17 protein-coding genes are annotated in these 23,220 nt (G+C 62.8%); 7 read left to right on the top strand and 10 right to left on the bottom strand.

What is annotated here, in order from left to right; all coding sequences use genetic code 11:
• Positions 1–5 precede the first annotated feature (5 nt).
• From murB to prfA, 3 genes are all read left to right on the top strand, one after another.
• Positions 6–1,022, top strand: a complete 1,017-nt coding sequence (murB, locus tag H559_RS0115920) for a UDP-N-acetylmuramate dehydrogenase (protein ID WP_028453489.1) — start codon at positions 6–8, stop codon at positions 1,020–1,022.
• A gap of 202 nt (positions 1,023–1,224) precedes the next feature.
• The gene (hemA, locus tag H559_RS0115915) at positions 1,225–2,478 is read left to right on the top strand and encodes a glutamyl-tRNA reductase (protein ID WP_028453488.1); all 1,254 of its coding nucleotides are present in this window, start codon (positions 1,225–1,227) and stop codon (positions 2,476–2,478) included.
• Between the two features lie 101 nt (positions 2,479–2,579).
• Complete coding sequence (gene prfA, locus H559_RS0115910; protein WP_028453487.1) at positions 2,580–3,656, top strand: peptide chain release factor 1; 1,077 nt, start codon at positions 2,580–2,582, stop codon at positions 3,654–3,656.
• An 81-nt stretch (positions 3,657–3,737) separates the two neighbouring features.
• Here prfA and H559_RS0115905 read toward each other — a convergent pair whose 3' ends face one another.
• A complete protein-coding gene (locus H559_RS0115905) occupies positions 3,738–4,934 on the bottom strand; it encodes a hypothetical protein (protein ID WP_028453486.1) in 1,197 nt (398 codons plus the stop codon).
• A 153-nt stretch (positions 4,935–5,087) separates the two neighbouring features.
• Here H559_RS0115905 and H559_RS0115900 point away from each other — a divergent pair, with 153 nt between their 5' ends.
• Positions 5,088–5,966, top strand: coding sequence for an AEC family transporter (locus tag H559_RS0115900; RefSeq protein ID WP_028453485.1), 879 nt, complete (start codon positions 5,088–5,090; stop codon positions 5,964–5,966).
• 9 nt (positions 5,967–5,975) lie between these two features.
• On the opposite strand, the gene yedF is transcribed toward H559_RS0115900, so the two are convergent.
• Complete coding sequence (gene yedF / locus H559_RS0115895; protein WP_051279638.1) at positions 5,976–6,326, bottom strand: sulfurtransferase-like selenium metabolism protein YedF; 351 nt, start codon at positions 6,324–6,326, stop codon at positions 5,976–5,978.
• Between the two features lie 13 nt (positions 6,327–6,339).
• Entirely contained in the window at positions 6,340–7,383 is a 1,044-nt protein-coding gene (selD, locus tag H559_RS0115890; RefSeq protein ID WP_051279636.1) for a selenide, water dikinase SelD, read from the bottom strand.
• 49 nt (positions 7,384–7,432) lie between these two features.
• Between selD and mnmH the strand changes: the two genes are divergently transcribed.
• Positions 7,433–8,491, top strand: coding sequence for a tRNA 2-selenouridine(34) synthase MnmH (mnmH, locus tag H559_RS20805; RefSeq protein WP_034641807.1), 1,059 nt, complete (start codon positions 7,433–7,435; stop codon positions 8,489–8,491).
• A gap of 67 nt (positions 8,492–8,558) precedes the next feature.
• Here the strand turns inward: mnmH and phoU are convergent, their stop codons facing one another.
• From phoU to H559_RS0115870, 3 genes are all read right to left on the bottom strand, one after another.
• Positions 8,559–9,266, bottom strand: coding sequence for a phosphate signaling complex protein PhoU (gene phoU, locus H559_RS0115880; protein ID WP_028453482.1), 708 nt, complete (start codon positions 9,264–9,266; stop codon positions 8,559–8,561).
• 282 nt (positions 9,267–9,548) lie between these two features.
• Positions 9,549–10,205 carry a ribose-5-phosphate isomerase RpiA gene (gene rpiA, locus H559_RS0115875; RefSeq protein ID WP_028453481.1) on the bottom strand — a complete coding sequence of 219 codons (657 nt, stop codon included), beginning with the start codon at positions 10,203–10,205 and terminating at the stop codon, positions 9,549–9,551.
• A 401-nt stretch (positions 10,206–10,606) separates the two neighbouring features.
• Positions 10,607–11,209: a MarC family protein gene (locus tag H559_RS0115870; RefSeq protein ID WP_028453480.1), complete on the bottom strand. Its 603-nt coding sequence runs from the start codon at positions 11,207–11,209 to the stop codon at positions 10,607–10,609.
• A gap of 151 nt (positions 11,210–11,360) precedes the next feature.
• Between H559_RS0115870 and H559_RS0115865 the strand changes: the two genes are divergently transcribed.
• Positions 11,361–12,437, top strand: coding sequence for a tetratricopeptide repeat protein (locus H559_RS0115865; RefSeq protein ID WP_028453479.1), 1,077 nt, complete (start codon positions 11,361–11,363; stop codon positions 12,435–12,437).
• A 108-nt stretch (positions 12,438–12,545) separates the two neighbouring features.
• On the opposite strand, the gene H559_RS0115860 is transcribed toward H559_RS0115865, so the two are convergent.
• From H559_RS0115860 to gltB, 4 genes are all read right to left on the bottom strand, one after another.
• Positions 12,546–13,640, bottom strand: coding sequence for a tetratricopeptide repeat protein (locus H559_RS0115860; RefSeq protein WP_028453478.1), 1,095 nt, complete (start codon positions 13,638–13,640; stop codon positions 12,546–12,548).
• The gene (locus tag H559_RS21960) at positions 13,637–15,103 is read right to left on the bottom strand and encodes a sensor domain-containing diguanylate cyclase (protein ID WP_051279634.1); all 1,467 of its coding nucleotides are present in this window, start codon (positions 15,101–15,103) and stop codon (positions 13,637–13,639) included. Before H559_RS21960 ends, H559_RS0115860 begins: the two co-directional genes overlap by 4 nt.
• 240 nt (positions 15,104–15,343) lie before the next feature.
• Positions 15,344–16,768: a glutamate synthase small subunit GltD family protein gene (locus H559_RS0115850; RefSeq protein ID WP_028453477.1), complete on the bottom strand. Its 1,425-nt coding sequence runs from the start codon at positions 16,766–16,768 to the stop codon at positions 15,344–15,346.
• Positions 16,769–16,830: 62 nt separating this feature from the next.
• Entirely contained in the window at positions 16,831–21,264 is a 4,434-nt protein-coding gene (gltB, locus tag H559_RS0115845; protein WP_028453476.1) for a glutamate synthase large subunit, read from the bottom strand.
• A gap of 260 nt (positions 21,265–21,524) precedes the next feature.
• On the opposite strand from gltB, the gene H559_RS0115840 reads away from it, so the two are divergent.
• Positions 21,525–23,147 carry a methyl-accepting chemotaxis protein gene (locus H559_RS0115840; protein WP_028453475.1) on the top strand — a complete coding sequence of 541 codons (1,623 nt, stop codon included), beginning with the start codon at positions 21,525–21,527 and terminating at the stop codon, positions 23,145–23,147.
• Positions 23,148–23,220: the final 73 nt, after the last annotated feature.

The raw sequence follows: 23,220 nt of genomic DNA, 5'->3' as shown, positions 1-23,220 counted from the left end.
TCACAATGACTGAGCTCCTTTCCGGTTTTCCCCTGCAGGCCTGCAATACGCTGGGCGTGCGGGCCAGTGCGCAATGGTTTGCGCGCATCCGCAGCCATGCCGACCTGCTGGCCGTGCTGGCCGATGACCGCGTGGCGGGCCTGCCGCTCTACGTGCTGGGCGGCGGCAGCAATCTGGTGCTGGGTGGCGATGTGGCCGGCGTGGTGCTGAAAGTGGAAATCCCCGGCCGTCGCCTGGTGCGCGAGGACGACGAGGCCTGGTATGTGGCAGCCGGCGGCGGCGAGAACTGGCACGACTTCGTGCAGTGGACGCTGGCGCAGGGCTATGGCGGCCTCGAAAACCTGTCGCTGATTCCGGGCACGGTCGGTGCCGCGCCGGTGCAGAATATCGGTGCTTACGGCGTGGAAGTGCAGGACTGCTTTTTTGAACTGACAGGGTATTCGCTCTCAACCAAAGAAACGCGAAGGTTTGACAAGCATACCTGCCGTTTTTCCTATCGCGACAGCGTTTTCAAGCAAGAGGAAGCTGGTCGCTGGCTGATCGGCGAGGTGGTTTTCCGCCTGCCGAAGCGGGCAGAAATCCGCACTACCTACGGCGATATCGAGCGCGAGCTGGAGGTGTCAGCGCTGCCGCGCACGCCAGCCGGTGTCGCGCAGGCCGTCATCAATGTGCGCCGCCGCAAACTGCCCGACCCGGCAGTGATCGGCAATGCCGGCAGTTTCTTCAAGAATCCGCTGGTCAGCGCGGCGCTGTTCGAGCAATTGCAGCTCGAGCATCCGGCACTGGTTGCCTATCACCAGGCGGACGGCAGCTACAAGCTGGCCGCCGGCTGGCTGATCGACCAGTGCGGCTGGAAAGGCCGCCGGCTCGGGCCCGTCGGCATGTATGAAAAACAGGCGCTGGTGCTGGTCAACCACGGCGGCGCCACCGGCGCGGATGTGGCCGCGCTGATGCAGGCGGTGCAGGCGGATGTGCAGGAGCGCTTTGGCGTTGCGCTCGAAGCCGAGCCGGTCTGGTGGTAAGAGCCTGTCCAAAGTGGGCTGTGCGTCGGCGCTACGGCCTTAAAAACAAGCATGAAATGTTCATTGACCTCGTGTCAATTCCGCTTCCTCACTTGTTCTTGCCTTGTATCGCACTAGCTCGCCTGCCTTTGAACAGGCCCTGGCCACTTGTGCGGCCGCTTTCAGGGTAAAATGGCCGCCTTCTGAAATCGCGCGACACCTGATGAAACTGATTGTGCTGGGCCTGAACCACCACACCGCCCCGCTGGCGGTGCGCGAGCTGCTGGCCTTTGGCCCGCACGAGCTGGGTGGCGCACTGCAGCAGCTGGTTTCCTGTAATGGCGTGCACGAGGCGATGATTGTCTCGACCTGCAACCGCACCGAGCTGTATTGCAATGCCGAGAATGGCGAGGTGCTGGTCGACTGGCTGGCCAGGCTGCGGCATCGCCAGCCGGCCGAGCTCGACGGCTACCTCTATCTGCACGAAGGGCCGGACGCCGTGCGCCATGCCTATCGTGTCGCCTGCGGGCTGGATTCGATGGTGCTGGGGGAAACGCAGATTCTCGGTCAGCTGAAAGATGCCGAGCGCACCGCGCGTGATGCCGGCTCGCTGGGGCTGCTGCTCAATGGCCTGTTCCAGCGCGCCTTTGGCGTAGCCAAGGACGTGCGCTCGCAGACGCGCATCGGTGCCGCATCGGTGTCGATGGCGGCGGCGACAGTCAGGCTGGCCGAGCGGATTTTCCCCTCGGTGTCCGAATGCAAGGTGCTCTTCATCGGCGCCGGCGAAATGATCGAGCTGTGTGCCACGCACATGCACGCGCAGAAGCCGCGCGCCATTGCGGTGGCCAACCGCACACTGGAGCGCGGCGAGAAACTGGCCGCCACACTGGGCGGCGAAGCGATGCTGCTGTCCGAGTTGCCCGCACGCATTGCCGAATTTGACATCGTGATTACCTCGACCGCCTCGTCGCTGCCAATCGTCGGCAAGGGCATGATGGAGCGCGCGATCAAGGCGCGGAGACACCGCCCGGTCTTCATGGTCGACCTGGCCGTGCCGCGCGATGTCGAGCAGGAAGTCAGCAAGCTGGAAGACGTGTACCTCTTCACGGTCGATGATCTGAGTGAGGTGGTGCGGGAAGGGCTGGAATCGCGCCAGAGCGAAGCGGCCGTTGCCGAGGGCATGGTGCAGGAGCGCATTGAGGAATTCAGCCAGTGGCTCGCCAGCCGCGCGCTGGTACCGACGATCCGCGAACTGCGCGACCACGCGGAGCGCATCCAGCGCAAGGAGCTGGAGCGTGCGAAAAAGCAGCTGGCATCGGGAAGCGACCCCGAGCTGGTGCTGGAAGAACTCGCACGCCAGATGGGCAACAAATTCCTGCACGCCCCGCTCGCGGCGCTCAATGCCACGCAGGGCGAGCAGCAAGCCGAGCTGGTTGAAGCCGTGCGGCGGCTATACCGCCTGCATGAGCCGGATTAGCTGCCGGGCTATTTGAATATGCTGCAGGAGCGAGCATGCTCCTGCATTGAATCCCTGTGCCACGACGTCTCTGCGTCGCGGTTTTGAAGGCTGAAGAAAACATGAAACCCAGTATTGCCGCCAAATTGGCCCAGCTTGCCGACCGTCTTGAAGAAGTCGGTATGCTCCTGTCCAGCGAAGACGCCACGCGCGACATGGATCAGTATCGCAAGCTCACGCGCGAGCATGCGGAGCTGACCCCCGTGGTCGAGCTGTATCACCAGTTCCGCCAGGTTGAAGCCGACCTCGCCACCGCGCAGGAATTGCTCGCCGACCCGGACATGAAGGACATGGCCGAAGAAGAGATCGCGGCCGGCAAGACGCGCATCGAGGAGCTCGACATCGAGCTGCAGAAGGCGCTGCTGCCGAAAGACCCCAACGACGAGCGCAACATCTTTCTGGAAATCCGCGCCGGCACCGGCGGCGACGAATCGGCGCTGTTTGCCGCCGACCTGTTCCGCATGTATTCGCGCTACGCCGAGCGCAACCGCTGGCAGGTCGAGATCATGTCGGCCAACGAATCCGATCTGGGTGGCTACAAGGAAATCATCGCGCGCATCGCCGGTTTCGGCGCCTACTCGCGGCTCAAGTTCGAATCGGGCGGGCACCGCGTGCAGCGCGTGCCGGTGACGGAAACGCAGGGCCGCATCCATACGTCCGCGTGTACCGTTGCCGTGATGCCGGAAGCCGATGAGGTGGGCGAGGTGGACATCAATCCGGCGGACCTGCGCATCGACACCTTCCGCGCGTCCGGCGCGGGTGGCCAGCACATCAACAAGACCGATTCGGCCGTGCGAGTCGTTCATTTGCCGACCGGCATCGTGGTCGAGTGCCAGGACGACCGCAGCCAGCACAAGAACAAGGCGCGCGCGCTGGCCGTGCTTGCCGCGCGCATCAAGGATGCGCAGCTGCGCGAAATCCAGGCCAAGGAAGCCGCCGAGCGCAAGAGCCTGATCGGCTCGGGCGACCGCTCCGAGCGCATCCGCACCTACAACTTCCCTCAGGGCCGGATGACCGATCACCGCATCAACCTGACGCTCTACAAGCTCGACTTCATCATGGACGGCGATCTGGACGAGCTGACCCAGGCGCTGATCAACGAGCAGCAGGCCGAGCTGCTGGCGCAGCTCGGTGACTGATCCCGCCGTGGCGCATGCCCGATGATTTGCAGGAAACAACAAAGCCTCCGCAAGGAGGCTTTGTTGTTTAACGACACGGATTTATTGTGCCTGCAGCCGGTTCAGCAGGGTCTGGCTGTCCTTTTCGATGGTGGCCAGCCGGTCACGGTAACTGCTGAAATCCGGTGGTGCCATGCAGGCCAGCATCTTGCCGGCCGGATTGTCAAAATGCAGGATCGATCCCCCGTCTGCGCAGACGGGCTTTTCCGGCAGGTCGCCTGCCGCGATGCCTGCGGGCAGGGGGATGCCGAGTGTCCGCAGGTGCTGCTGGTATTCCTGTCGCCCGAGATTCAGCGTTGCATGCGGCTTCAGTGTGCTCATCAGCGCGACATCCAGTTTTTTCCGCTCTGCATCTGGCAGGGTGTCCAGATCGGGATGACGGATGGCGTAGGCAAACCACTGGAATTCGCCCAGTGTCACTTGTCCCAGCAAGTGTTGCAGTTGCCTGCTGTTTTCCAGGGACTGTCGCGTGGCAGTCAGATCGGCGCGCTTGAGCTGCGGATGTGCAGCCAGCAGTTCGCCCAGCAGGCGGTTGCTGCGCTGGAGCATGGCGGTGGTCACCATCAGATTGATCAGCGTGCGCGAGCCGTGTGCGGCGCGCAGCCAGAATTGCCGCTCGGCATACCAGAGCGCCAGCGCCCCGGCAAAGTTTCCTGCTTCGGCTGCGTCGCTGATCTGGCTGGAGTGCAGCACGTTGAGCTGCAGCGCTGACGTGTAGCGGGGAATGGGCGCGGTGACGTCCGCCGGCAGCAGCTCGGCGTAGGCCGGGCTCAGCAACATGTCCTGATAGCGCTGCAGTGCGTCCTTTTCGCGTTCGCGCAGGCTGGCGAGCATTGCCGCATGCTGGCGCAGCTCCGGCAGGCAGCTGGGTGCCTTGTTGCCACATAGCCCTTCCGGCAAGGGTAGGGTGCGTGGTTTGAGGTTCAGCGTTTTCAGCGCCGCTTCGTACTGTTTCGCGTGATTGCCGCCGGGCTGGCTGGCGATCTCGGCAAATCTTGCTTGCACGGCAGCGGCCACTGCCAGGCGCTCGGGCACATTGGCGTCGAGCGCGACCAGATCGAGATAGCCATTATCCTTTGTGGCGACGGCGGGCAGCTGCCAACCCAGCCATTGCTGGGTAGCGCTGTCCAGCGGCTCGTCGAATTGCGCGTTGATGAAAAAGGCCGCGACTGGCGTGCCGAGCAGCAGCAAAAGCAGCAGCAGCGTCTGCCAGGGGCCGGGGAAACGGAAAGAAGGCATGGTGCGTCGCAGAATGGCGGGTGGAGCGGGCAGACTACTATTGCACTGACAGTGCCGGCAAGCGGCGAGGCGTGATGGCGTGCGAAGCGTCACAAAAAGCGCCGGAGGCGCGTGCTATGGTGTTCCGGCTCATCTTCCGCGATCTGGCTGCCCATGTTCTACGCCATCTTTTCCATCATCGCGCCCGTGCTGCTGATTGCGCTGATCGGCTGGGTCTATGCGCGCTTTCGCGCGGTGGACCTCACTGCCCTGAACCGCCTGAATGTCGAGTTGCTGTCACCCTTGCTGGTGTTCACCGCGATGACACAGCGCAGCGTGGCCTGGGGCGACTATCTGCCGCTGCTGCTGGCGGTGACGCTGATTACCTTTGGTGGCGGGCTGGCGGCCTGGCTGGTGGCGCGGCGGCTTGGTCTGAACGCGGCGGCGTTTGCCGTGCCGCAGATGTTTACCAATACCGGCAACATGGGCTTGCCGCTGTGGCTGTTTGCCTTCGGCCCGACCGAGTTTCCGGCGGCGGTGGTGGTGTTTGTCTACCTGAACCTGCTGCACTTTACCGTTGGCGTGCGGCTGTTTGATCGCAAGGCCCCGCTGCATGCGCTGCTGAATGTGCCGATGGTGTGGGCGCTGCTCGCCGGCTTGCTGGTGCAGTATCTGCATATACCCATGCCGATATGGGTATTCAAGCCTATGGAAATGCTTGGCTCCATGGCAATACCCTTGATGCTGTTTGCGCTGGGGGTGCGGATGGCGCAGTTTCGCGTCACGCGCTGGCGCGATGGCCTGCTGGCTGGCCTGATGTGTCCGGCGATCGGGCTGGCGCTGGCCTGGCTGCTGCTCAGACTCTGGCCGCTGCCAGCTGCGCAGGCCGGCATCCTGCTGCTCTACGGCGCCTTGCCGCCGGCGGTGCTCAATTACCTGTTTGCCGAGCAGTACCGGCAGGACCCGGAGCTGGTTGCTGCCATCGTCGTTGCCGGCACGCTGCTCTCGCTAGTGTTCGTGCCGCTGGCTTTGGCACTCGGCATGCCGCATTGAACCGGCAGGCTACAGCGTAATCACCTTCGCGGCCTGCGCCTGCGCTTCGACGATGCGCAGCATATTGCCGATTTCACCGGCAGCAACCTGATCCATCAAGCCGTAGAAATCCAGACAGGTGCGGCAGGCGATGACGGGAACGCCAGCGGCGGCAAGTTCGGTCAGCTCGGCCAGGCAGGGCGAGCCGTGGGCGACGAGCTTGACGCCGCCAGCATAGAACAGGATCGCCTGCGGCAGCTGGCCGAGTTCCAGCAGCGTGCGCAGGTAGTTGCTGGCGAGTTTGTGGCGCAGCGCCTCATCGGCGTGGCCGAGGCCGTCGTGGTTGAACACCAGGGCGGTGCTGGCGAAATCGTTGCTCATGGTTTCCTGATCCTTATTCCGTAACGGCGATGACCGGCGCGCCGGCCTGCATCCGCCCGACCACGCGAGCCGCGGCAAAGCCCTGCGCGTGAAAGCGTGCCAGCACGTCTTCGACACACTCCGGTGCGACGGCAGCCAGCAGGCCGCCGCTGGTCTGGGCATCGGCCATGATGCGGCGCTGCCAGTCGGGCACTTGTTCGGCAAATTGCACGTCCGCGCCGAAGCTTGCCAGATTGCGACCGATGGCACCCGGCCCGATGCCCTGCTGTGCAAGGGCGATGGCCGCGGGCAGTACGGGGAGCTGGCTGGCGCTCAGCGTGGCACCGAGGCCTGCGCCACGGCAGAGTTCAAGCAGATGGCCAAGCAGGCCGAAGCCGGTGACGTCGGTCAGCGCATGCACGCCATCCAGCCCCGCCAGCTCGCTGCCGATGCGGTTGAGCTGGGTGGTGGTGTCGATCAGCTGGCGGTAGCCGTCTGCGTCCAGCGCGCCTTGTTTCATGGCGCTGCCGAGGATGCCGATGCCGAGTGGTTTGCCAAGCACCAGCACGTCGCCTGCCTGCGCCTGGCTGTTGCGCTTCACCTGATCCGGGTGCACCAGACCCAGCGCGACAAGGCCGTAGATCGGCTCGGGGGAGTCGATTGAATGCCCGCCCGCCACAGGAATGCCGGCGGCTGCACACACACTGGCACCACCGGCCAGAATCTGCTGGATGGCTTCCATTGGAAGGGTATTGACCGGCATCCCAACAATGGCAAGGGCCATGATGGGGGTACCCCCCATGGCATAAATATCCGAAATCGCATTGGTCGCGGCGATGCGGCCAAAATCGAAGGGGTCGTCAACGATGGGCATGAAGAAGTCAGTCGTGGCGACCAGCGCCTGCTCATCGTTCAAGCGGTAGACCGCGGCATCGTCGGCGGTCTCGGTGCCGACCAGCAGATCGGGAAAGGCCTGCATTTGCGGCATGCTTTTCAGCATGTCGGCCAGGACCGCCGGGGCGATCTTGCAGCCGCAGCCGCCGCCGTGGGAAAGCCGGGTCAGACGGATGGTTTCCATGGAAGTCCCCTCGTTTACAATGGGGGCATTATCCGACGTTTGGCGCCCCATGAAAAATCAGCTGGCTACCCTGGACGAGATTGACCGCTTCGACTGCATCATCGACGTGCGCACGCCACTGGAATATGCCGAAGACCATATCCCCAGCGCCATCAATGCACCGGTGCTCAGCAATGAGGAGCGGGTTGTCGTCGGCACGATGTACAAGCAGGTGTCGCCCTTCGAGGCGACGAAGCTGGGCGCGGCACTGGTGGCGCAGAATATTGCGCGGCATCTGCAAACCACCTTTGCCGACAAGCCGATCAACTGGAAGCCCCTGATCTATTGCTGGCGCGGCGGCAAGCGATCAGGGTCGATGACGGCATGGTTCAACCTGATCGGCTGGAAGGCGCGTCAGCTCGACGGTGGCTACAAGGCTTACCGCCATCAGGTGCTGGCCCGCCTCGACGGCATGCCGGGGCAATTCGATTATCGCGTGCTGGCCGGGTTGACCGGTTGCGGCAAGACGCGCCTGCTGCATGCGCTGGCGCGCTGTGGTGCGCAGGTACTCGATCTGGAGGCACTGGCCCGGCATCGCGGCTCGCTGCTTGGCGCGCTGCCCGGCGAAGTGCAGCCCAGCCAGAAACGCTTTGACAGCGAGTTGCTGCAGGTGCTCGCCGGTTTCACGCCGGAGCGGCCGGTATTTGTCGAGGCGGAGAGCAAGAAGATCGGCCAGCTGCAGCTGCCCGCGGCACTGATGCAGGCGCTATCAAGTGCGCCATGCATCCGTGTCGAAGCAGAGCTGGATGACCGCGTCGATTTTCTGTGCACGGATTATGCAGGGCTCTTTGCCGAGCCGGAGCGGCTCAAGAAGCTGCTGGGCTTTCTGGCGGCCACCTATGGCCGGCAGACGCTGGCGCGCTGGGAGGCGCTGATCGATGCCGGTGAGCGGGCCACGCTTTTTCGCGAGCTGATCGAGCTGCATTACGACCCCGCCTACCTGCGCAGCAGCCATGGCCTGTATCCCGGTCTGGCGCGTGCCGGATCCTTTGTATTTCGCCCGAATGCCAGCGATCTGCAGGCGGATGCGCAACGGCTGCTGGAGCAACTGGGGAAGCAAAGCGCCTGAGCGGCGTGCGCAAAACAAAACCCGGCCAGTTTCCTGAGCCGGGTTTTCTGTGTGCGGATGCAGCGGATCAGCGCGTGCCTTGCGCGACCTCGTCGACTTCTTCCTGACTCTTGTGGCGCACATCCTGCCCCTTGACCAGATAGATGACCTGCTCGGCCACGCTGACCGACAGATCGCCGATACGCTCGATGGCCTTGGCGATCCACAGAATGTCGAGCATCAGCGTGATGGTGCGCGGGTCTTCCATCATGAAGGTGATCAGCTGGCGCTGCAGCGCGCGGTATTCGGTGTCGAGCTGGCTGTCCATGCGCTTGACTTCGCTGGCGGTAACCGCGTCAAGGCGGGCAAAGGCGTCGAGCGCTTGCGCCAGCATGTCGAGCGCGTGGTCGGCGATGTGGTTCAGGTCGTTCAGGCGCGGCACCTGCATCTTGCCGCCTTCGAAAATCGTCTTGGCGCGCTGGCAGATGCGGGCGGCCTTGTCGCCGATGCGTTCCAGGTCTTCCACCGATTTGATCACTGCCATCACCAGACGCAGGTCGCTGGCGGCCGGCTGGCGACGGGCGATCATGTGCACGCACATGTCGTCCAGCTTGGTGTGCATGGCGTTGACCTGGTCTTCCTGCTCGATGACGTGGTTGATGATGGCGGTGTCGGCAGAGGCGAGGGCTTCCATCGCCTGGCGCACCTGCTGTTCGACGAGGCCGGCCATGCCGAGGACCTGCGAGCGGATGGCTTCCAGCTCGGCGTCAAATTGTTTGGAAATGTGTTCGGCCATGTGCGGTTCTCCAGCAGGATTAACAGGCTGATGAAAAATGAATTCGGGTTTCGGCGCGTGGCCCGGGAAGGTCAGGCGCGCAGCGGTTCTGTTTTGCCATCATGCCGGCTCGAACACGCGGGAACGCGCACAAGCAGGCTGCCAGTAAAGCAGTAAAGGCGCAAAAATAGCAGGTTTTTGTTTCAATCGTGTTGCAAGTTCCGAAATCCATGCGCAGCAACGGGGGCCAGGCCCCCGTTGTCGTGATTGTAGCCGGCACCGCACCGGCTTGCCGGATGCTGATTACTTCAGCGTTTTCACGCCGCTGGCGGTGCCCAGCAGCAGGACATCGGCGCGGCGGTGCGCGAAGATGCCGTTGGTGACGACGCCGACGATTTCATTGATTGCGCTTTCCAGCTTGTTGGCTTCAGTGATTTGCAGGCCGTGCACGTCAAGGATCACGTTGCCGTTGTCGGTTACAACGCCTTCGCGGTAAACCGGGTGGCCTCCGAGCTTCACCAGCTGGCGGGCAACGTGGGAGCGCGCCATCGGAATCACTTCCACCGGCAGCGGGAATTTGCCCAGCACGTCGACGAGCTTGGATTCGTCGCAGATGCAGATGAACTGTTCGGCCACGGCCGCGACGATTTTTTCGCGCGTCAGCGCGGCACCACCGCCCTTGATCATCTGCAGCTGGTGGTTGATTTCATCGGCGCCATCCACGTAAACCGGGATGTTGTCGACGGCATTGAGGTCGAAAACGGGAATGCCGTGCTTTTTCAGACGGGCGATGCTGGCTTCCGACGAGGACACGGCGCCCTGGATGCGGCCCTTGATCTCGCCCAGCGCATCAATGAAATAATTGGCGGTCGAGCCGGTACCCACGCCGACGATGCAGTTGTCGGGTACAAATTGAATGGCGGCGCGGCCGACGGCTTCTTTCAGTTCGTTCTGATTCATGCGAGTCCTCATGGCGTGAGCTGGCTGGGTAGTGGCAAGCCGATTTCATCTGCAGGCCGCCTGCCACGGGCAAACCCCGCAGCACGCGCCCAATGCAAAAAACCGGAAAACCTGCCCCCTTGGCGTTTCAGGCATTCCCCCCGGCGTGGCCAGGGAAAACGGAGCACAGGCTGATTTCAGCAGCCTGCCAGGCAGCGGCGCTGCCTCATTCCTGACGCATTGTAGCGCGCAGCCTGCCGGCCAGCTTGCCCCGCGTCAAACAGCGCGGCCTTGTCTGCGCCAGAATCATGCCCCGCGTGCGCCACTCTGACCGGGAAGGCGGATGATGTGGCGTGAATAGTCTGGGTATGTGCTCATAACCATTTTCAATGAATGGCTGTGGCAATATGGGGTGGTGGGTATCAGTGCAGTGCCAGCAGCCACTCGCGGATACCGTCAAGCAGCATCTGCACGGCAATCGCGGTGAGGATCAGCCCCATCAGCCGCTCGAAGGCGGTGGTGACGTGCTCGCCCAGCACGCGGCTGATCTTTTCGCAGAAGGCCAGTGTGAGTGCGCAGACCAGCATGGTGAGAAACAGCGCCGCGACCCAGTACCAGACTTTCTCGGGGCTGCGCGCCACCAGCAGCAGCACGGTGGCAAGTGCCGAGGGGCCGGCGAGCAGCGGTATCGCCAGCGGCACGATATAGGGCTCGCCACCGTGCGTGTCGCCGAACACGCCTTCCGGGCGCGGGAAGACCATGCGCAGCGCGATCAGGAAGAGGATGACGCCGCCGGCAATGCCGAGCGAAGTCTGCGAGAGGTGCATGATGGCAAGAAATTTGCCGCCAAACAGCATGAAGGTCACCAGCACCAGAAAGGCGACGCTCACCTCGCGGGCGATCATGCGCAGCCGCCGCTCGCGTGGCACCTGCTTCATCAGTGACACGAACAGCGGAATGCCGCCAAAGGGGTCGGTGACCATCAGCAGCAGGATGAAGGCTGAGAAAAAGGCGGCAGAATCCATGCCTGCAGTGTAAACGGCCGGACCCGGCCTGGCATCAGGATATTCCGCAGGCAGGCCGCTGCCGCCTGCGGGCAACAGGACGCGGGCCGGTGCAGGCAATAAGGTGCAGGATGTGTCATGCTGTCATGATTGATTGCCAGCGGGCCTGCACATGATGACGCTACCCAGTCCCGAACACGCGGCGCGCCTGCGTGCCATCGACGAGATCCTGTTTGTCCAGCCTGCCGAGGCGCGGGATCTCTGCGTGCGCCTGCTGGGAACGGCGCGCAGCGACCCGGCCTGCTTCATCCAGGCCGCGCTCAAGCTCTCCTATATCGAAGACCAGATGGGTGAAACCGGGCTGGCGCTGACCATGCTGGAAGAGGCGCTGGGGCTGGTCGGCGAGCCAGGTCTGGCCTCGTATGAGGCTTCGCTGCTGGAGCAGATCGGCCGCTGCAACTATACGCGTGGCCTCTACACGCAGGCGCTCGCTGCCTGGGAGCGCAGCCTGCGGCTGTCGGAAGCCAGATCCGATTTGCTGCTGTGCCAGGTGCAATCACTGATGGGACTGGGGCAGATCTGTGATGCGTTTGGCCAGTTCGCGCGTGCCGCCGAATTGCACCGGCTTGCCGATGGCCTGGTCGGGCAGGTGCGCGATCCCTACCTGGCTGCCGCCATCAAGATCAATCTGGCGACCAACCTCATCCGGCTCTCGGAGTTTGCCGAAGCGCAGTGGCTGCTGGATGAAAGCCTCGGCATCTGTCGCGAATATCACTTTCCGCACCATGAAGCCGAAACGCTCATGCGACAGGCCGAGCTGGCCATGCACGCCCACAACGATCTGGATGAAGCGCAGAATCTGCTGGAGATGGCGCTGGAAGTCCTCGTCGATACGCCGTACCACTGGGGCGAAGTCAACATTCTCGGCAGCCTTGCCGAAATCCAGTTCCGCCGCCGCCAGCACGCGCAGGCGCTGGAAACGGCCCAGCGTGCGCTGCTGGTTGCCCGCAGCGATGGCCTGCGCCAGCTTGAGGCGCGTCTGACCGCGCAGGCGAGCATGTACGCCCACCTGACCGGCAATAGTGAGCTTGCGGAAATGTACCGGCAGCGCTCCAGCCTGCTGCAGGGCCGCATCGAGCAGGAGGCGCGGCAGAATCAGCTGCTGATGCAGGCCGACCGGCTCGGGCACGAGTTCGTTTTCCGCAATGCCGCAGTGGCGGCCAGCCCCGCAGCCGCTGCCGAGAAATAACTAATGCTTGCCGCCGGGCTTTAAATACGTTGTGGCGTATATTGATGTGGCCCTTTTAATAAAAGGGCTTCGGCTTCATACGTTGCCTTTGAGGGGTCTGATGCTGGGTCAGCTTGACCAGGCCGGCATGCGCAGTGGCTGCAACTGCCGCTGCAGCACACGGGCGCGGCTGTCGGCTTCGAGCTGCTGCAGGCGCTGCAGCTGGGCCGGCGTTGGCCGGCTGCCGGCCGGATTGGCGCCTGGCCGGCTTTCCAGCGCGTCGATCAGGCGCAGGTAGGCCAGCGCCTGGTAGTGCTCATTCTGCTGGCTGGCCAGCTCGGCCAGCAGCTCGGCAGACTGGACGACCAGGGGGGCGATCTGGCTCTGCTGGCCCATTTCCAGCGCGGCTTCAAGGCAGCGCTGTCCGCTGGCGGTGTCGCCCAGCTGCAGGTGAGTGCGCCCCAGCGCCAGCAGCGAATGGGCTCGACCCCACAGATTGCGGTTGTTGTCGTGCAGCGTGAACGCGACGTCAAGTTCTGCCAGTGCGGTGACGTAATCACCGCGCGCATGATGCACGAGGCCGCGGTAATTGATGACTTCCGCACTCCAGACCCGGTTGTGTACCGGGCCGGCCAGCAGCTGTTCGGCTTCATCGAGCACGGCCATCGCACGATCGAAGATGGCGCAGCGATAGGCATCACCAGCCACATTCAGCAGTGCTTCGCAGACCAGATGGTCGTCGCCCAGCGGGCGTGCCAGCCGCAGGGCAAGCTCGTGGTAGCGCAGCGAGCGCGGGTGGTCGCCTTGCGCGACATAGAGCTGGCCGACGCCGAGGCAGATGCGCGCACAATTGCGCATGTCGTGATTGGCGCGCGCGAGTTCGAGCGTGCGGGACCAGATGTCGAGCGCGCGGGCCGCATCGCCGCAGGCGTAATGCGAACGCCCCAGCTCGACCATCGCCTCGACGCGCGCATGTTCGTCGCCAAGCTGACGATAGAGATCGGCGCCCTGCAGGAAGGCGCGCTGCGCCTGGCGGAATTTGCCCACATGCTGCCAGGCATGGCCAAGCGTGACCCGGGCCAGGGCGATCAGGGGCTGGTAATCGAGCTGGCGCGCGCGCTGCAGCAGTCTTTCGATGACGCGCGGGCTTTTGGGCGAGCCGTGTGCGGCTTCGCGCGCCAGCGGCCCCAGCTCGGCCTGCAGCAATGCAACCGGGTCCATCATGGCGCATGGTCTCCATCGGAAACACAATTGCCGCCCTGACGCTTGGCAAGATACATCGCCAGATCTGCGCGCAGCAGCAGGATGTCCATGGTGTCATCGGCTTGCGCGGCGGCATGGCCGATGCTGGCAGTCACCTGCAGCCCGGCCTTGAGGCTGGCCCAGTCGCAGCCGGCGATGCGCTGGCGGATCTGTTCGGCCAGCCGCAGCGCGGTCTCGGGCGTCATTCCGGGTAGCAACAGCGTGAAGGTGCTGTGGCCGTAACGCACGAGCGCGGCGGTATCGCTGTAGCCTTCCGAGAGAAAATGCGCCAGAGCGACGAGAATGTCGTCGCCGGTACGCTCGCCGAATGCGTCGGCATGGTCTTTCAGGCGGTCGCAGTCGATCAGCAGCAGGCTCAGCGGCATGCCTTCGCGGGTGGCCTCCAGCATTTCCGGCAGGCGTTCGTTCAGGTAGAGGCGGTTGGGCAGGCCGGTGAGCGGGTCGCGATAGGCGCTGGTTTCCAGCAGCTGCAGTTTCTGGCGCTCAAGCTCGGCCTCGGTGCGCAGCTGTGCGACTTCCAGTTCGGACGTCATCAGCTGCAGCTTCAACTCAAGGCCATGCAGGCGGGCAGGCGGTTTGGACTGCGCGCTGACTGCCCGGCGCTGTGCCCGCAACTGCCGGCGCAGCTGCACGGCGGCCTCGATCTGGCCGGTCTGTTCCAGTGCGACGGCCAGGGTGTCTTTCAGCGTACAGGCGAGCGGATCGCTGGCATCAGCCAGTGCGTCGCCTTCCTGCAGCAGGGGCAGGGCTTCTTCGGGTTCGCCATGTTGCAGCGCGATCTGTCCCAGCTGCAGCAGTGTGCCAAGCCGGGCTCGGCCGCTCTGTACCGGCAACAGCTGTCGCAGTTCTTCTTCTGCGGCAGGCAGATTGCCTTCCAGCAGGTGCAGTGCGGCCAGCTGCTCGTGCCAGCGGCTCGCTGCGCCGGGCGGAATGGCATCGCGCAGGGCCAGTGCCTGCTGCCTGGCGAGCCGTGCGGTATCCGGTGCTGCAATCGCATGGGCGTCAGCAGCCAGTGCCAGCAGGCATAAAGCCTGCAGCTCGGGTGATTCGGCCTGCCCGGCGAGTGTCAGTGCGTGTTCGTGCAGGCGCAGAGCGCGGTGTCCGTCATTATGCAGGCGATGCCAGTTGGCGATTTCCAGCCAGGCCTCGGCCATCAGCAAGGGATCGTCGGCCGCTTGCGCCAGGCTTTGCGCATCAATCCAGTGGCGCAGCGCCTGTCGTGGCTCGCCACTGCGCCAGAGCTCCATGCCGTGCAGCAGCGCAATGCGCGCGAGCGCTGCGTGTTCTTCGCCGGCCAGCTTGCGGGCTTCTGCGAGGAGGGGGCCGATGGCATTGCCGCCGATCAACTCGGATTCGGCGTGCTGCAGCAACGCGGACAGTCTGGCTGCGGCTGGTGCGGCTGCGGTGGCAAAGGTGGACGACATGGCTGGGCGCCTGAAAATGTGAACCCCGGACAGGGGCAAGCAGGATGATGCCCCTCGGACAGCGCGCCGGCAAGCCTTGTATGACAGGCCGGCAGCTGTGGCCGGGCCGCCACGGAGCGCTACCGGCCGGGATTCCAGATACATATATGTGTATATGCTTGCAGCCATTTCAACGGATGGGCTGTGGGTGTATACCCGTAAAAAAGCCCCGCCAGGGCGGGGCTTTTGCAGTGGAATGGCTTACCACACGCCGAGGAATTCCAGAATCCCTTCAGCGGCCTGGCGGCCTTCGTAGACGGCGCGTACCACGAGATCGGCGCCGCGCACCTGGTCGCCACCCGCAAAGATCTTCGGGTTGCTGGTCTGGTGCTTGAACTGCTGCGCGAACGGCGCCACGGTGCGGTTCCAGTCGTCGGTGGCCACGTTGGCCGCATCGAACCAGGACAGTCGCTCGGCCTGGAAGCCGAATGCCACGATCACGTGATCACAGTCGATGCCGCGCTCGGAGCCCGGCACCACTTCCGGACGACGACGGCCCTTCTCGTCCGGCGCGCCCAGCGCAGTGGTGACGAGCTTCAGCTTCAGCGAACCATCGGCGTTCTGCTCAATGCCGACCGGCTGGCTGTTCCACTGGAATTCGACGCCTTCTTCCTTGGCGTTGGCCACTTCGCGCTTGGAACCCGGCATGTTTTCTTCGTCACGGCGGTAGGCGCAGATCACTGACTTGGCGCCCTGACGGATCGAGGTGCGGTTGCAGTCCATTGCGGTATCGCCACCGCCCAGCACCACCACGCGCTTGTCTTTCATGGAGACAAAGGCTTCGTCGCCCAGCGTGCCCATCGAGTTGCGCACGTTGTTGATCAGGAAGGGCAGGGCTTTCAGCACGCCCGGCAGGTTTTCACCGTCAAAACCGCCCTTCATGTACTTGTACGCGCCCATGCCCATGAATACGGCATCATAATCGCGCAGCAGCTCGTCGATGCTGATGTCGCTGCCGGTGTCGCTACCAATCTGGGTATTCAGGCGGAATTCCACGCCCATTTCTTCCATCATCTGGCGACGGCGCGCAACGATCTCCTTCTCCAGCTTGAATTCCGGGATGCCGAAGGTCAGCAGGCCACCGATTTCTTCGTAGCGATCAAACACGACCGGCTTCACGCCGTTGCGCACCAGAATGTCGGCACAGCCGAGGCCCGCCGGGCCGGCGCCGATCACGGCTACCTTCTTGTCCGTCCATTCACGGCCGGAGAGATCCGGGCGCCAGCCGGCCTTCCAGGCTTCGTCGGTGATGTACTTTTCCACCGAGCCGATGGTCACGGCACCGAAGCCGCCCTGGTTCAGCGTGCACGAGCCTTCGCACAGACGGTCCTGCGGGCAGACACGGCCGCAGATTTCCGGCAGCGAGTTGGTCTTGTGCGAGAGCTCGGCCGCTTCGAACAGCTTGCCTTCATTCACCAGCTGCAGCCATTGCGGGATGTAGTTGTGAACCGGGCATTCCCACGAGCAGTAGGGGTTGCCACAGGACAGGCAGCGGCCAGCCTGTTCCTTCGCCTCGTCGGAAGCCAACGATTCGTAGATTTCCTTGAATACGAACTTGCGCTTCTCCACTGGCACCTTTTCGCCGGGATTGCGCGCCAGATTCAGAAACTGGAATACGTCAGACATGTCGTCTTTCCTTTTCGCCTTGGCACGCGGCACAGGCTGGCTGTGCCGCGTGGCGGGGTGTTTTAGTCTTTCAGCAGATCGTCGAGCTTGGCCGCCTTGGGCTTGACCAGCCAGAAGTAGTCGACCGCCTCGTCGAAATCGGCCAGCAACTCGGCCGCACGGCTCGAGCCGGTGTACTTCAGGTGGGCTTCCAGCTTCTCGCGCAGGTAGGCACGTACGGCACCGTAGGCTTCGCCATTGATCAGGTTGATATCAATGAGTTCGTTGTTGTAGCGGTAGGCAAACTTCTCGCTGCGGTCGTAAACCAGTGCAAAACCGCCGGTCATGCCCGCGCCGAAGTTGTAGCCGGTTTCGCCCAGCACGATCACCGCACCGCCGGTCATGTATTCGCAGCCGTGGTCGCCCACGCCTTCAACAACCGCCGTGGCGCCCGAGTTGCGCACGGCGAAGCGCTCGCCGGCCATGCCGGCAGCAAACAGCTCGCCACCGGTTGCGCCGTACAGGCAGGTATTGCCCGCAATCACAGCATCGCTGCTCTTGAAGCCGCTATCCCTCGGCGGGTATACGATGACCTTGCCACCCGACATGCCCTTGCCCACGTAATCGTTGGCATCGCCTTCGACCTTCAGCGTCAGGCCCTTGGCGTTCCACACGCCGAAGGACTGGCCGGCGGAGCCGGTGAACTTGATGGTCAGGCAATCATCCGGCAGACCATCGGCGCCGTGCACCTTGGCGATTTCACCGGACAGGCGCGCGCCGATCGAGCGATGGATGTTACGGATCTTGTATTCCAGCTTTTGCGGGGTCTTGCTCTGGATGCCGGCAATGGCGTCGCGCACCATTTCTTCGGCCAGCTCGCCCTTGTCAAACGAGGGGTTGGAGCTTTCCACACAGAAGCGCGGTTGCGAGTCCGGAATGTCGCCCTGGCTCAGCAGTACGTCGAGTTCCAGCTTTTCCTGCTTGCCGGTCTGGCCGTCGAGCAGTTCGAGCAGATCGGTGCGGCCGATCAGCTCTTCGAAGGAGCGCACGCCGAGTTTCGCCATCCACTCGCGGGTTTCACGCGCGATGAAGGTAAAGTAATTCACCACCATGTCCGGCAGGCCGATGAAGTACTTGCTGCGCAGCTTGATTTCCTGGGTGGCAACACCGGTCGCGCAGTTGTTCAGGTGACAGATGCGCAGGAACTTGCAGCCCAGCGCCACCATCGGGCCTGTGCCGAAGCCGAAGCTCTCGGCGCCCATGATGGCCGCTTTGATGACGTCCAGGCCGGTCTTCAGGCCGCCATCGGCCTGCACGCGCACGCGGCCGCGCAGACCATTGGCACGCAGCACCTGCTGTGCTTCGGTCAGGCCCAGCTCGAACGGCGAGCCGGCGTACTTCACGGAAGCCAAGGGCGATGCGCCGGTACCACCGTCATAGCCGGAAATGGTGATCAGGTCGGCATAGGCCTTGGCCACGCCGGCAGCAATCGTGCCCACGCCCGGCTCGGCAACCAGCTTGACCGATACCAGCGCCTGCGGGTTGACCTGCTTCAGGTCGAAAATCAGCTGGGCCAGATCTTCGATCGAGTAGATGTCGTGGTGCGGCGGCGGGGAGATCAGCGAGATGCCCGGCTTGGAGCAGCGCAGCTTGGCGATCAGCGGGGAGACCTTGTCGCCCGGCAACTGGCCTCCTTCACCAGGCTTGGCGCCCTGGGCCACCTTGATCTGCAGCACTTCGGCGTTGACCAGGTAATGCGGGGTGACACCGAAGCGGCCCGAGGCGATCTGCTTGATCTTGGACATCTTGATGGTGCCGTAGCGGGCCGCGTCTTCGCCGCCTTCGCCGGAGTTGGAGCGCGCGCCCAGGCGGTTCATGCCTTCGGCCAGTGCTTCGTGTGCTTCGGGGCTCAGCGCACCCAGCGACATGCCGGCGGAATCGAAGCGCTTGACGATGCTGTCGAGCGATTCGACTTCATCGACGGAAATCGACTTGGCCGGATCGATCTTCAGCTGCATCAGGTCACGCAGCATGGCGACCGGACGGGTGTTCACCAGCTCGGCGTACTTCTGGTATTCCTTGTAGTCGCCGCCCTGAACTGCCTTCTGCAGCTGCATCACGACGTCCGGGTTGTAGGCGTGGTATTCCTCGCCGAATACGTACTTCAGCAGGCCACCCTGCGCAATCGGGCGCATCGGGTTGAACGCCAGCTTGTTGAGCTTGGCCTGGTCTTCCTGGAAGTCGGCAAAGTTTGCGCCACCGATGCGGGATACGGTGCCGCACAGTGCCAGATTGATGACTTCTTCACCCAGACCTACGCCTTCGAACAGCTGGGCGCCTCGGTAGGAAGCGATGGTCGAAATGCCCATCTTCGACAGGATCTTCATCAGACCCTTGTTGATGCCCTTGCGGAAGTTGTTGGCGGCCTTTTCCAGCGGCAGGCTGATCTGGCCTAGTTCGATCAGTTCAGCGATGGTGTGGTAGGCCAGATACGGCAATACCGCGGTCGCGCCATAGCCCAGCAGACAGGCGAAGTGGTGCGGATCGCGTGCGGTGGCGGTTTCCACGATGATGTTGGTGCGGCAACGCAGGCCGGCGTTCACCAGCGCGTGGTGAGTGGCACCTACGGCAAACAGCGCCGGAATCGGCAGGCGCCCCTTGGCGATGTTGCGATCAGAAAGGACGACGATCACAACCTTGTCGTCACGCACGGCGCCCAGCACGTCGGCGGCCAGTTTTTCCACGGCCGCTTTCAGCGTGGTAGTGGCGGCGTCGAAGCTGATGTCGAACGATTGCGACTTGAAATCGGGGTCAGTCTGCGAAGTGAGCGTCGCGAACTTGTCGGTGGAGAGTACCGGCGAAGACACTTCGATACGCTTGGCGTGCAGCGGCGCGTCTTCGAACAGATTGCGTTCCGGGCCGAAACAGGTGTTCAGCGACATCACGATCGCTTCGCGGATCGGGTCGATCGGCGGGTTGGTAACCTGGGCGAACTGCTGGCGCAGGTAATCGAAGGGCGAGCGTACCTTCTGCGAGAGTACTGCCATCGGGGTGTCGTCACCCATGGAGCCGATGGCTTCCTGGCCGGCTTCGGCCAGCACGCGCAGGATCTGGTCGCGTTCTTCGAAGGTCAGCTGGAACTGCTTCTGGTAGGTCAGAAGCTCGTTCTTGCTCCACGCTTCCAGTGGCGCCTTGTCCTCGGCATTTTCGAGGTGACGGGCTTCTGCCTTCAGCCATTCGCGGTAAGGCTGGGCGTTCTTCAGCTGGCCATCGATGGTGTCGGTGTCGAGGAATTCGCCGGTTTTCAGGTTTACGGCGACAATCTGGCCCGGCTTTACGCGGCCTTTCTTGACGACGTCTTCCGGCTTGTAGCCCCATACGCCGATTTCCGAGGCGATGGTGATGTGGCGGTCTTTCGTGATCACATAGCGCGCCGGGCGCAGGCCGTTGCGGTCGAGCGCACAGCCGGCGTAGTCGCCAGCAGCCCAGACGATGCCGGCCGGGCCGTCCCACGGCTCCATGTGCAGCGAGTTGTATTCGTAGAAGGCGCGCAGGTCGCGGTCATTGGTGTCGACGTTCTGCCATGCCGGCGGTACCAGCATGCGGAAGGCGCGGAAGACGTCGACGCCGCCCATGATCAGGCCTTCGAGCATATTGTCCATCGACATCGAGTCCGAGCCATCGGTCTGCACGATGGGACGGATGGCGTCCATGTCGAGGTTGTCGGTCGCCAGGATGGCCTCACGCGCCTTGGCCCAGTTGCGGTTGCCGTGGACGGTGTTGATTTCGCCGTTGTGCGCCAGGAAGCGGAACGGTTGCGCCAGCTTCCACTGCGGCCAGGTATTGGTCGAGAAGCGCTGGTGATAGACGGCCAGTGACGATTCGAAACGTTCGTCCTTCAGGTCGAGGTAGAACACCGGCAGATTGTCCGGTGTCACCAGTCCCTTGTAGGAGAGCACGTGCGGGTTCAGCGTCGGGATGTAGAAAGCCGCATCGGACTGGTTGGCTTTCTCGGCCAGACGGCGGGCCTGATAGAGCTTGCGGGCAAATGTCACATCATCCATGCCTTCAGCGGCATTGACGAACACCTGTTTGATCTTCGGCAAGATGCGCAGAGCGGATTCGCCGCATGCTTGCACATTCACCGGTACGTCGCGGATGCCGGCGCAGACCAGACCCTGCGATTCGATTGCAGTGCGAAGGTTGGCGAGCGATGCGTCGTCGCTGTGGAAAACCAGGCCGGCCGCATACAGGGCGCCCAGTGTGTAGCCATTTTCTGCGGCTACGGCACGCAAAAAACCGTCCGGTTTGCGGAACAGCAGTCCACAGCCGTCACCCGACTTGCCGTCGGCGGCGACCGCACCGCGGTGCGTCAGGCACGCCAGCGATGAAATCGCGGTGGAAACCAGCCAGTGACTCGGCTTGTCGTCCATCTGCGCGATGAGACCGAAGCCGCAACTGTCCTGCTCAAACTGGGGGCGGTACAGTGTGCCCTGCAACCAGCTCTGTCTATCCATTTCTGAGACACCCTTGCGGAAAATCAAGCGAAAGGGCTTGATTCTATCCGTTTCAGGTGCTAATCCGCAACCGGAAATCCCCGCCGCCCGGCAATCAGGAAAAACCCTGAAGCCACGCCGACACTTGCTTTCTCGCTTGTCAGGAAATGCTTTTCTCTCGAAATTGTTCATACTGAGCCAAGCAGCGTGGAAGCTTTATGTGGCTTCGAATGCTGTACGCATGAGCTCGATCCTGATCGGGCATGATCAAGGGGGCTGGTATGCTCAAGTTCAGCGATCTGAAAATCTGGGTAAAGCTATTTCTTGCGATCTGGACGCTGCTTTTTGCTGCCTGGGGAGCCATGATTGCCTGGACTGCCAGCCAGCAAAAGCAGCAGGCACTGGAACAGGCCCGCGACTTCGCCGGAAGTGCCTATGAAATGACCATGGCCGGGCTCACCGGCATGATGATTACCGGAACAATCGATCAGCGTGCCGTCTTTCTGGAGCAACTCAAGGAACTCAATGAACTGCGTGATGTACAGGTTATCCGCGGAGAAGGTGTCAGCAAGCAATTCGGTCCGGGAAAAGGGGCGGAGTCTCCCGCTGATGCGGAAGCCGGCAGGGTGATCCAGGCCAGGGAAGCAAGCTATGTGCTGGACAGTGATGTGAAAGGGCCGTACTTGCAGGCGACAATCCCCATCATTGCCCGCGCGAATTACCTCGGAAAAAACTGCATCAGTTGCCACATGGTGCCTGAAGGATCTGCGCTGGGCGCGGTCAGCATGAAGGTGTCGCTGGACAAATCCAGCCGCAAGACCAGCAGTTTCACGCTGCAGATGATTGCCGTCGCCTTTGGTCTTTCCGTGCCATTGCTGCTGTTCGTGTATGTCTTCATCCGCCATTTTGTTACGGCTCCGCTCGCTGCCATGACCCTGGGCTTGCGGGCGATTGCCGCAGGCGAAGGCGACCTGACCCGGCGTCTGCAGATCGGTGGGCGCGATGAAATAGGCATGGCATCCGCAGTGTTCAATCAGATGATGGAGCAGTTTCAGTCCCTTATCGCACGAGTCGCCGATTCTGCCGGACAGGTTGGAGGTGCTACTCGCCAGCTGGTGACCAATACACCACGCGCTGCCGAAAGTGCCTCCTTGCAACGTGAGAAGTCGGCCGCAACGGCAAGAGCGGTGGATGATATGGTGGAAAAAGTGAGCGACATTGCATCCAGCGTCATGCAGTTGGAGCAGGAGGCTGAAGCAAGTCGTCGCATCTCGCAGGAGGGAGAGGCAAGTCTCGCCTGCCTGGCTGAGCGGATTGGCCGTGTTGCGGTGTCTATGCGGGACATGGCATCCGCCATCGCCGATTTTGTAAGCAGTGCTGCGACAATCACTCACATGACGCAGCAGGTGAAGGAAATTGCAGGGCAAACCAATCTGCTGGCACTGAATGCCGCCATCGAAGCCGCCCGCGCGGGTGAACAGGGCCGCGGGTTTGCTGTCGTAGCAGACGAAGTGCGCAAACTGGCGGAAAAATCAGCTGCGGCTGCGCATGAGATCGATCAGATCACCCTGTCGCTGCGCGGGCGTTCCAGCGAAGTTGAGGCGGTCATGGGCGAGGGGCTGGCGCATCTTGGCAGCAGTGAGGTTGCACTGGGCGATGTAGAGCAAGTTCTGGCACATGCGCATTCTTCGGTTGAAAAGGTAAGCCAGGCCGTGCACCAGATCGTCGCCGCAACGGACGCGCAGCGGCAGAGCGGTGCGCAAGTTGCCGCGAACATGGAAGCAATAGCCCACAGTGCTGACGTGGCCAGCCAGATTGTTTCCCAGACGGTGCTGGCAACGCGCGATCTTGAACTGCTTGCTGGTGAGTTGCAGCAGATTGTCGCGCGGTTCAGGGTTCACTAGGTTTCCTGACCCTTGATCCTGCTTGTGTCCGTGTCGTACCTGCGGGTTGACACAGTTTGTGCTGCTACAATTG

This window comes from Chitinilyticum aquatile DSM 21506, assembly GCF_000430805.1.
Taxonomy (GTDB): domain Bacteria; phylum Pseudomonadota; class Gammaproteobacteria; order Burkholderiales; family Chitinibacteraceae; genus Chitinilyticum; species Chitinilyticum aquatile.
Note: the sequence above shows the minus strand (reverse complement) of the source record. Positions and strands in the feature narration are given on the sequence as shown.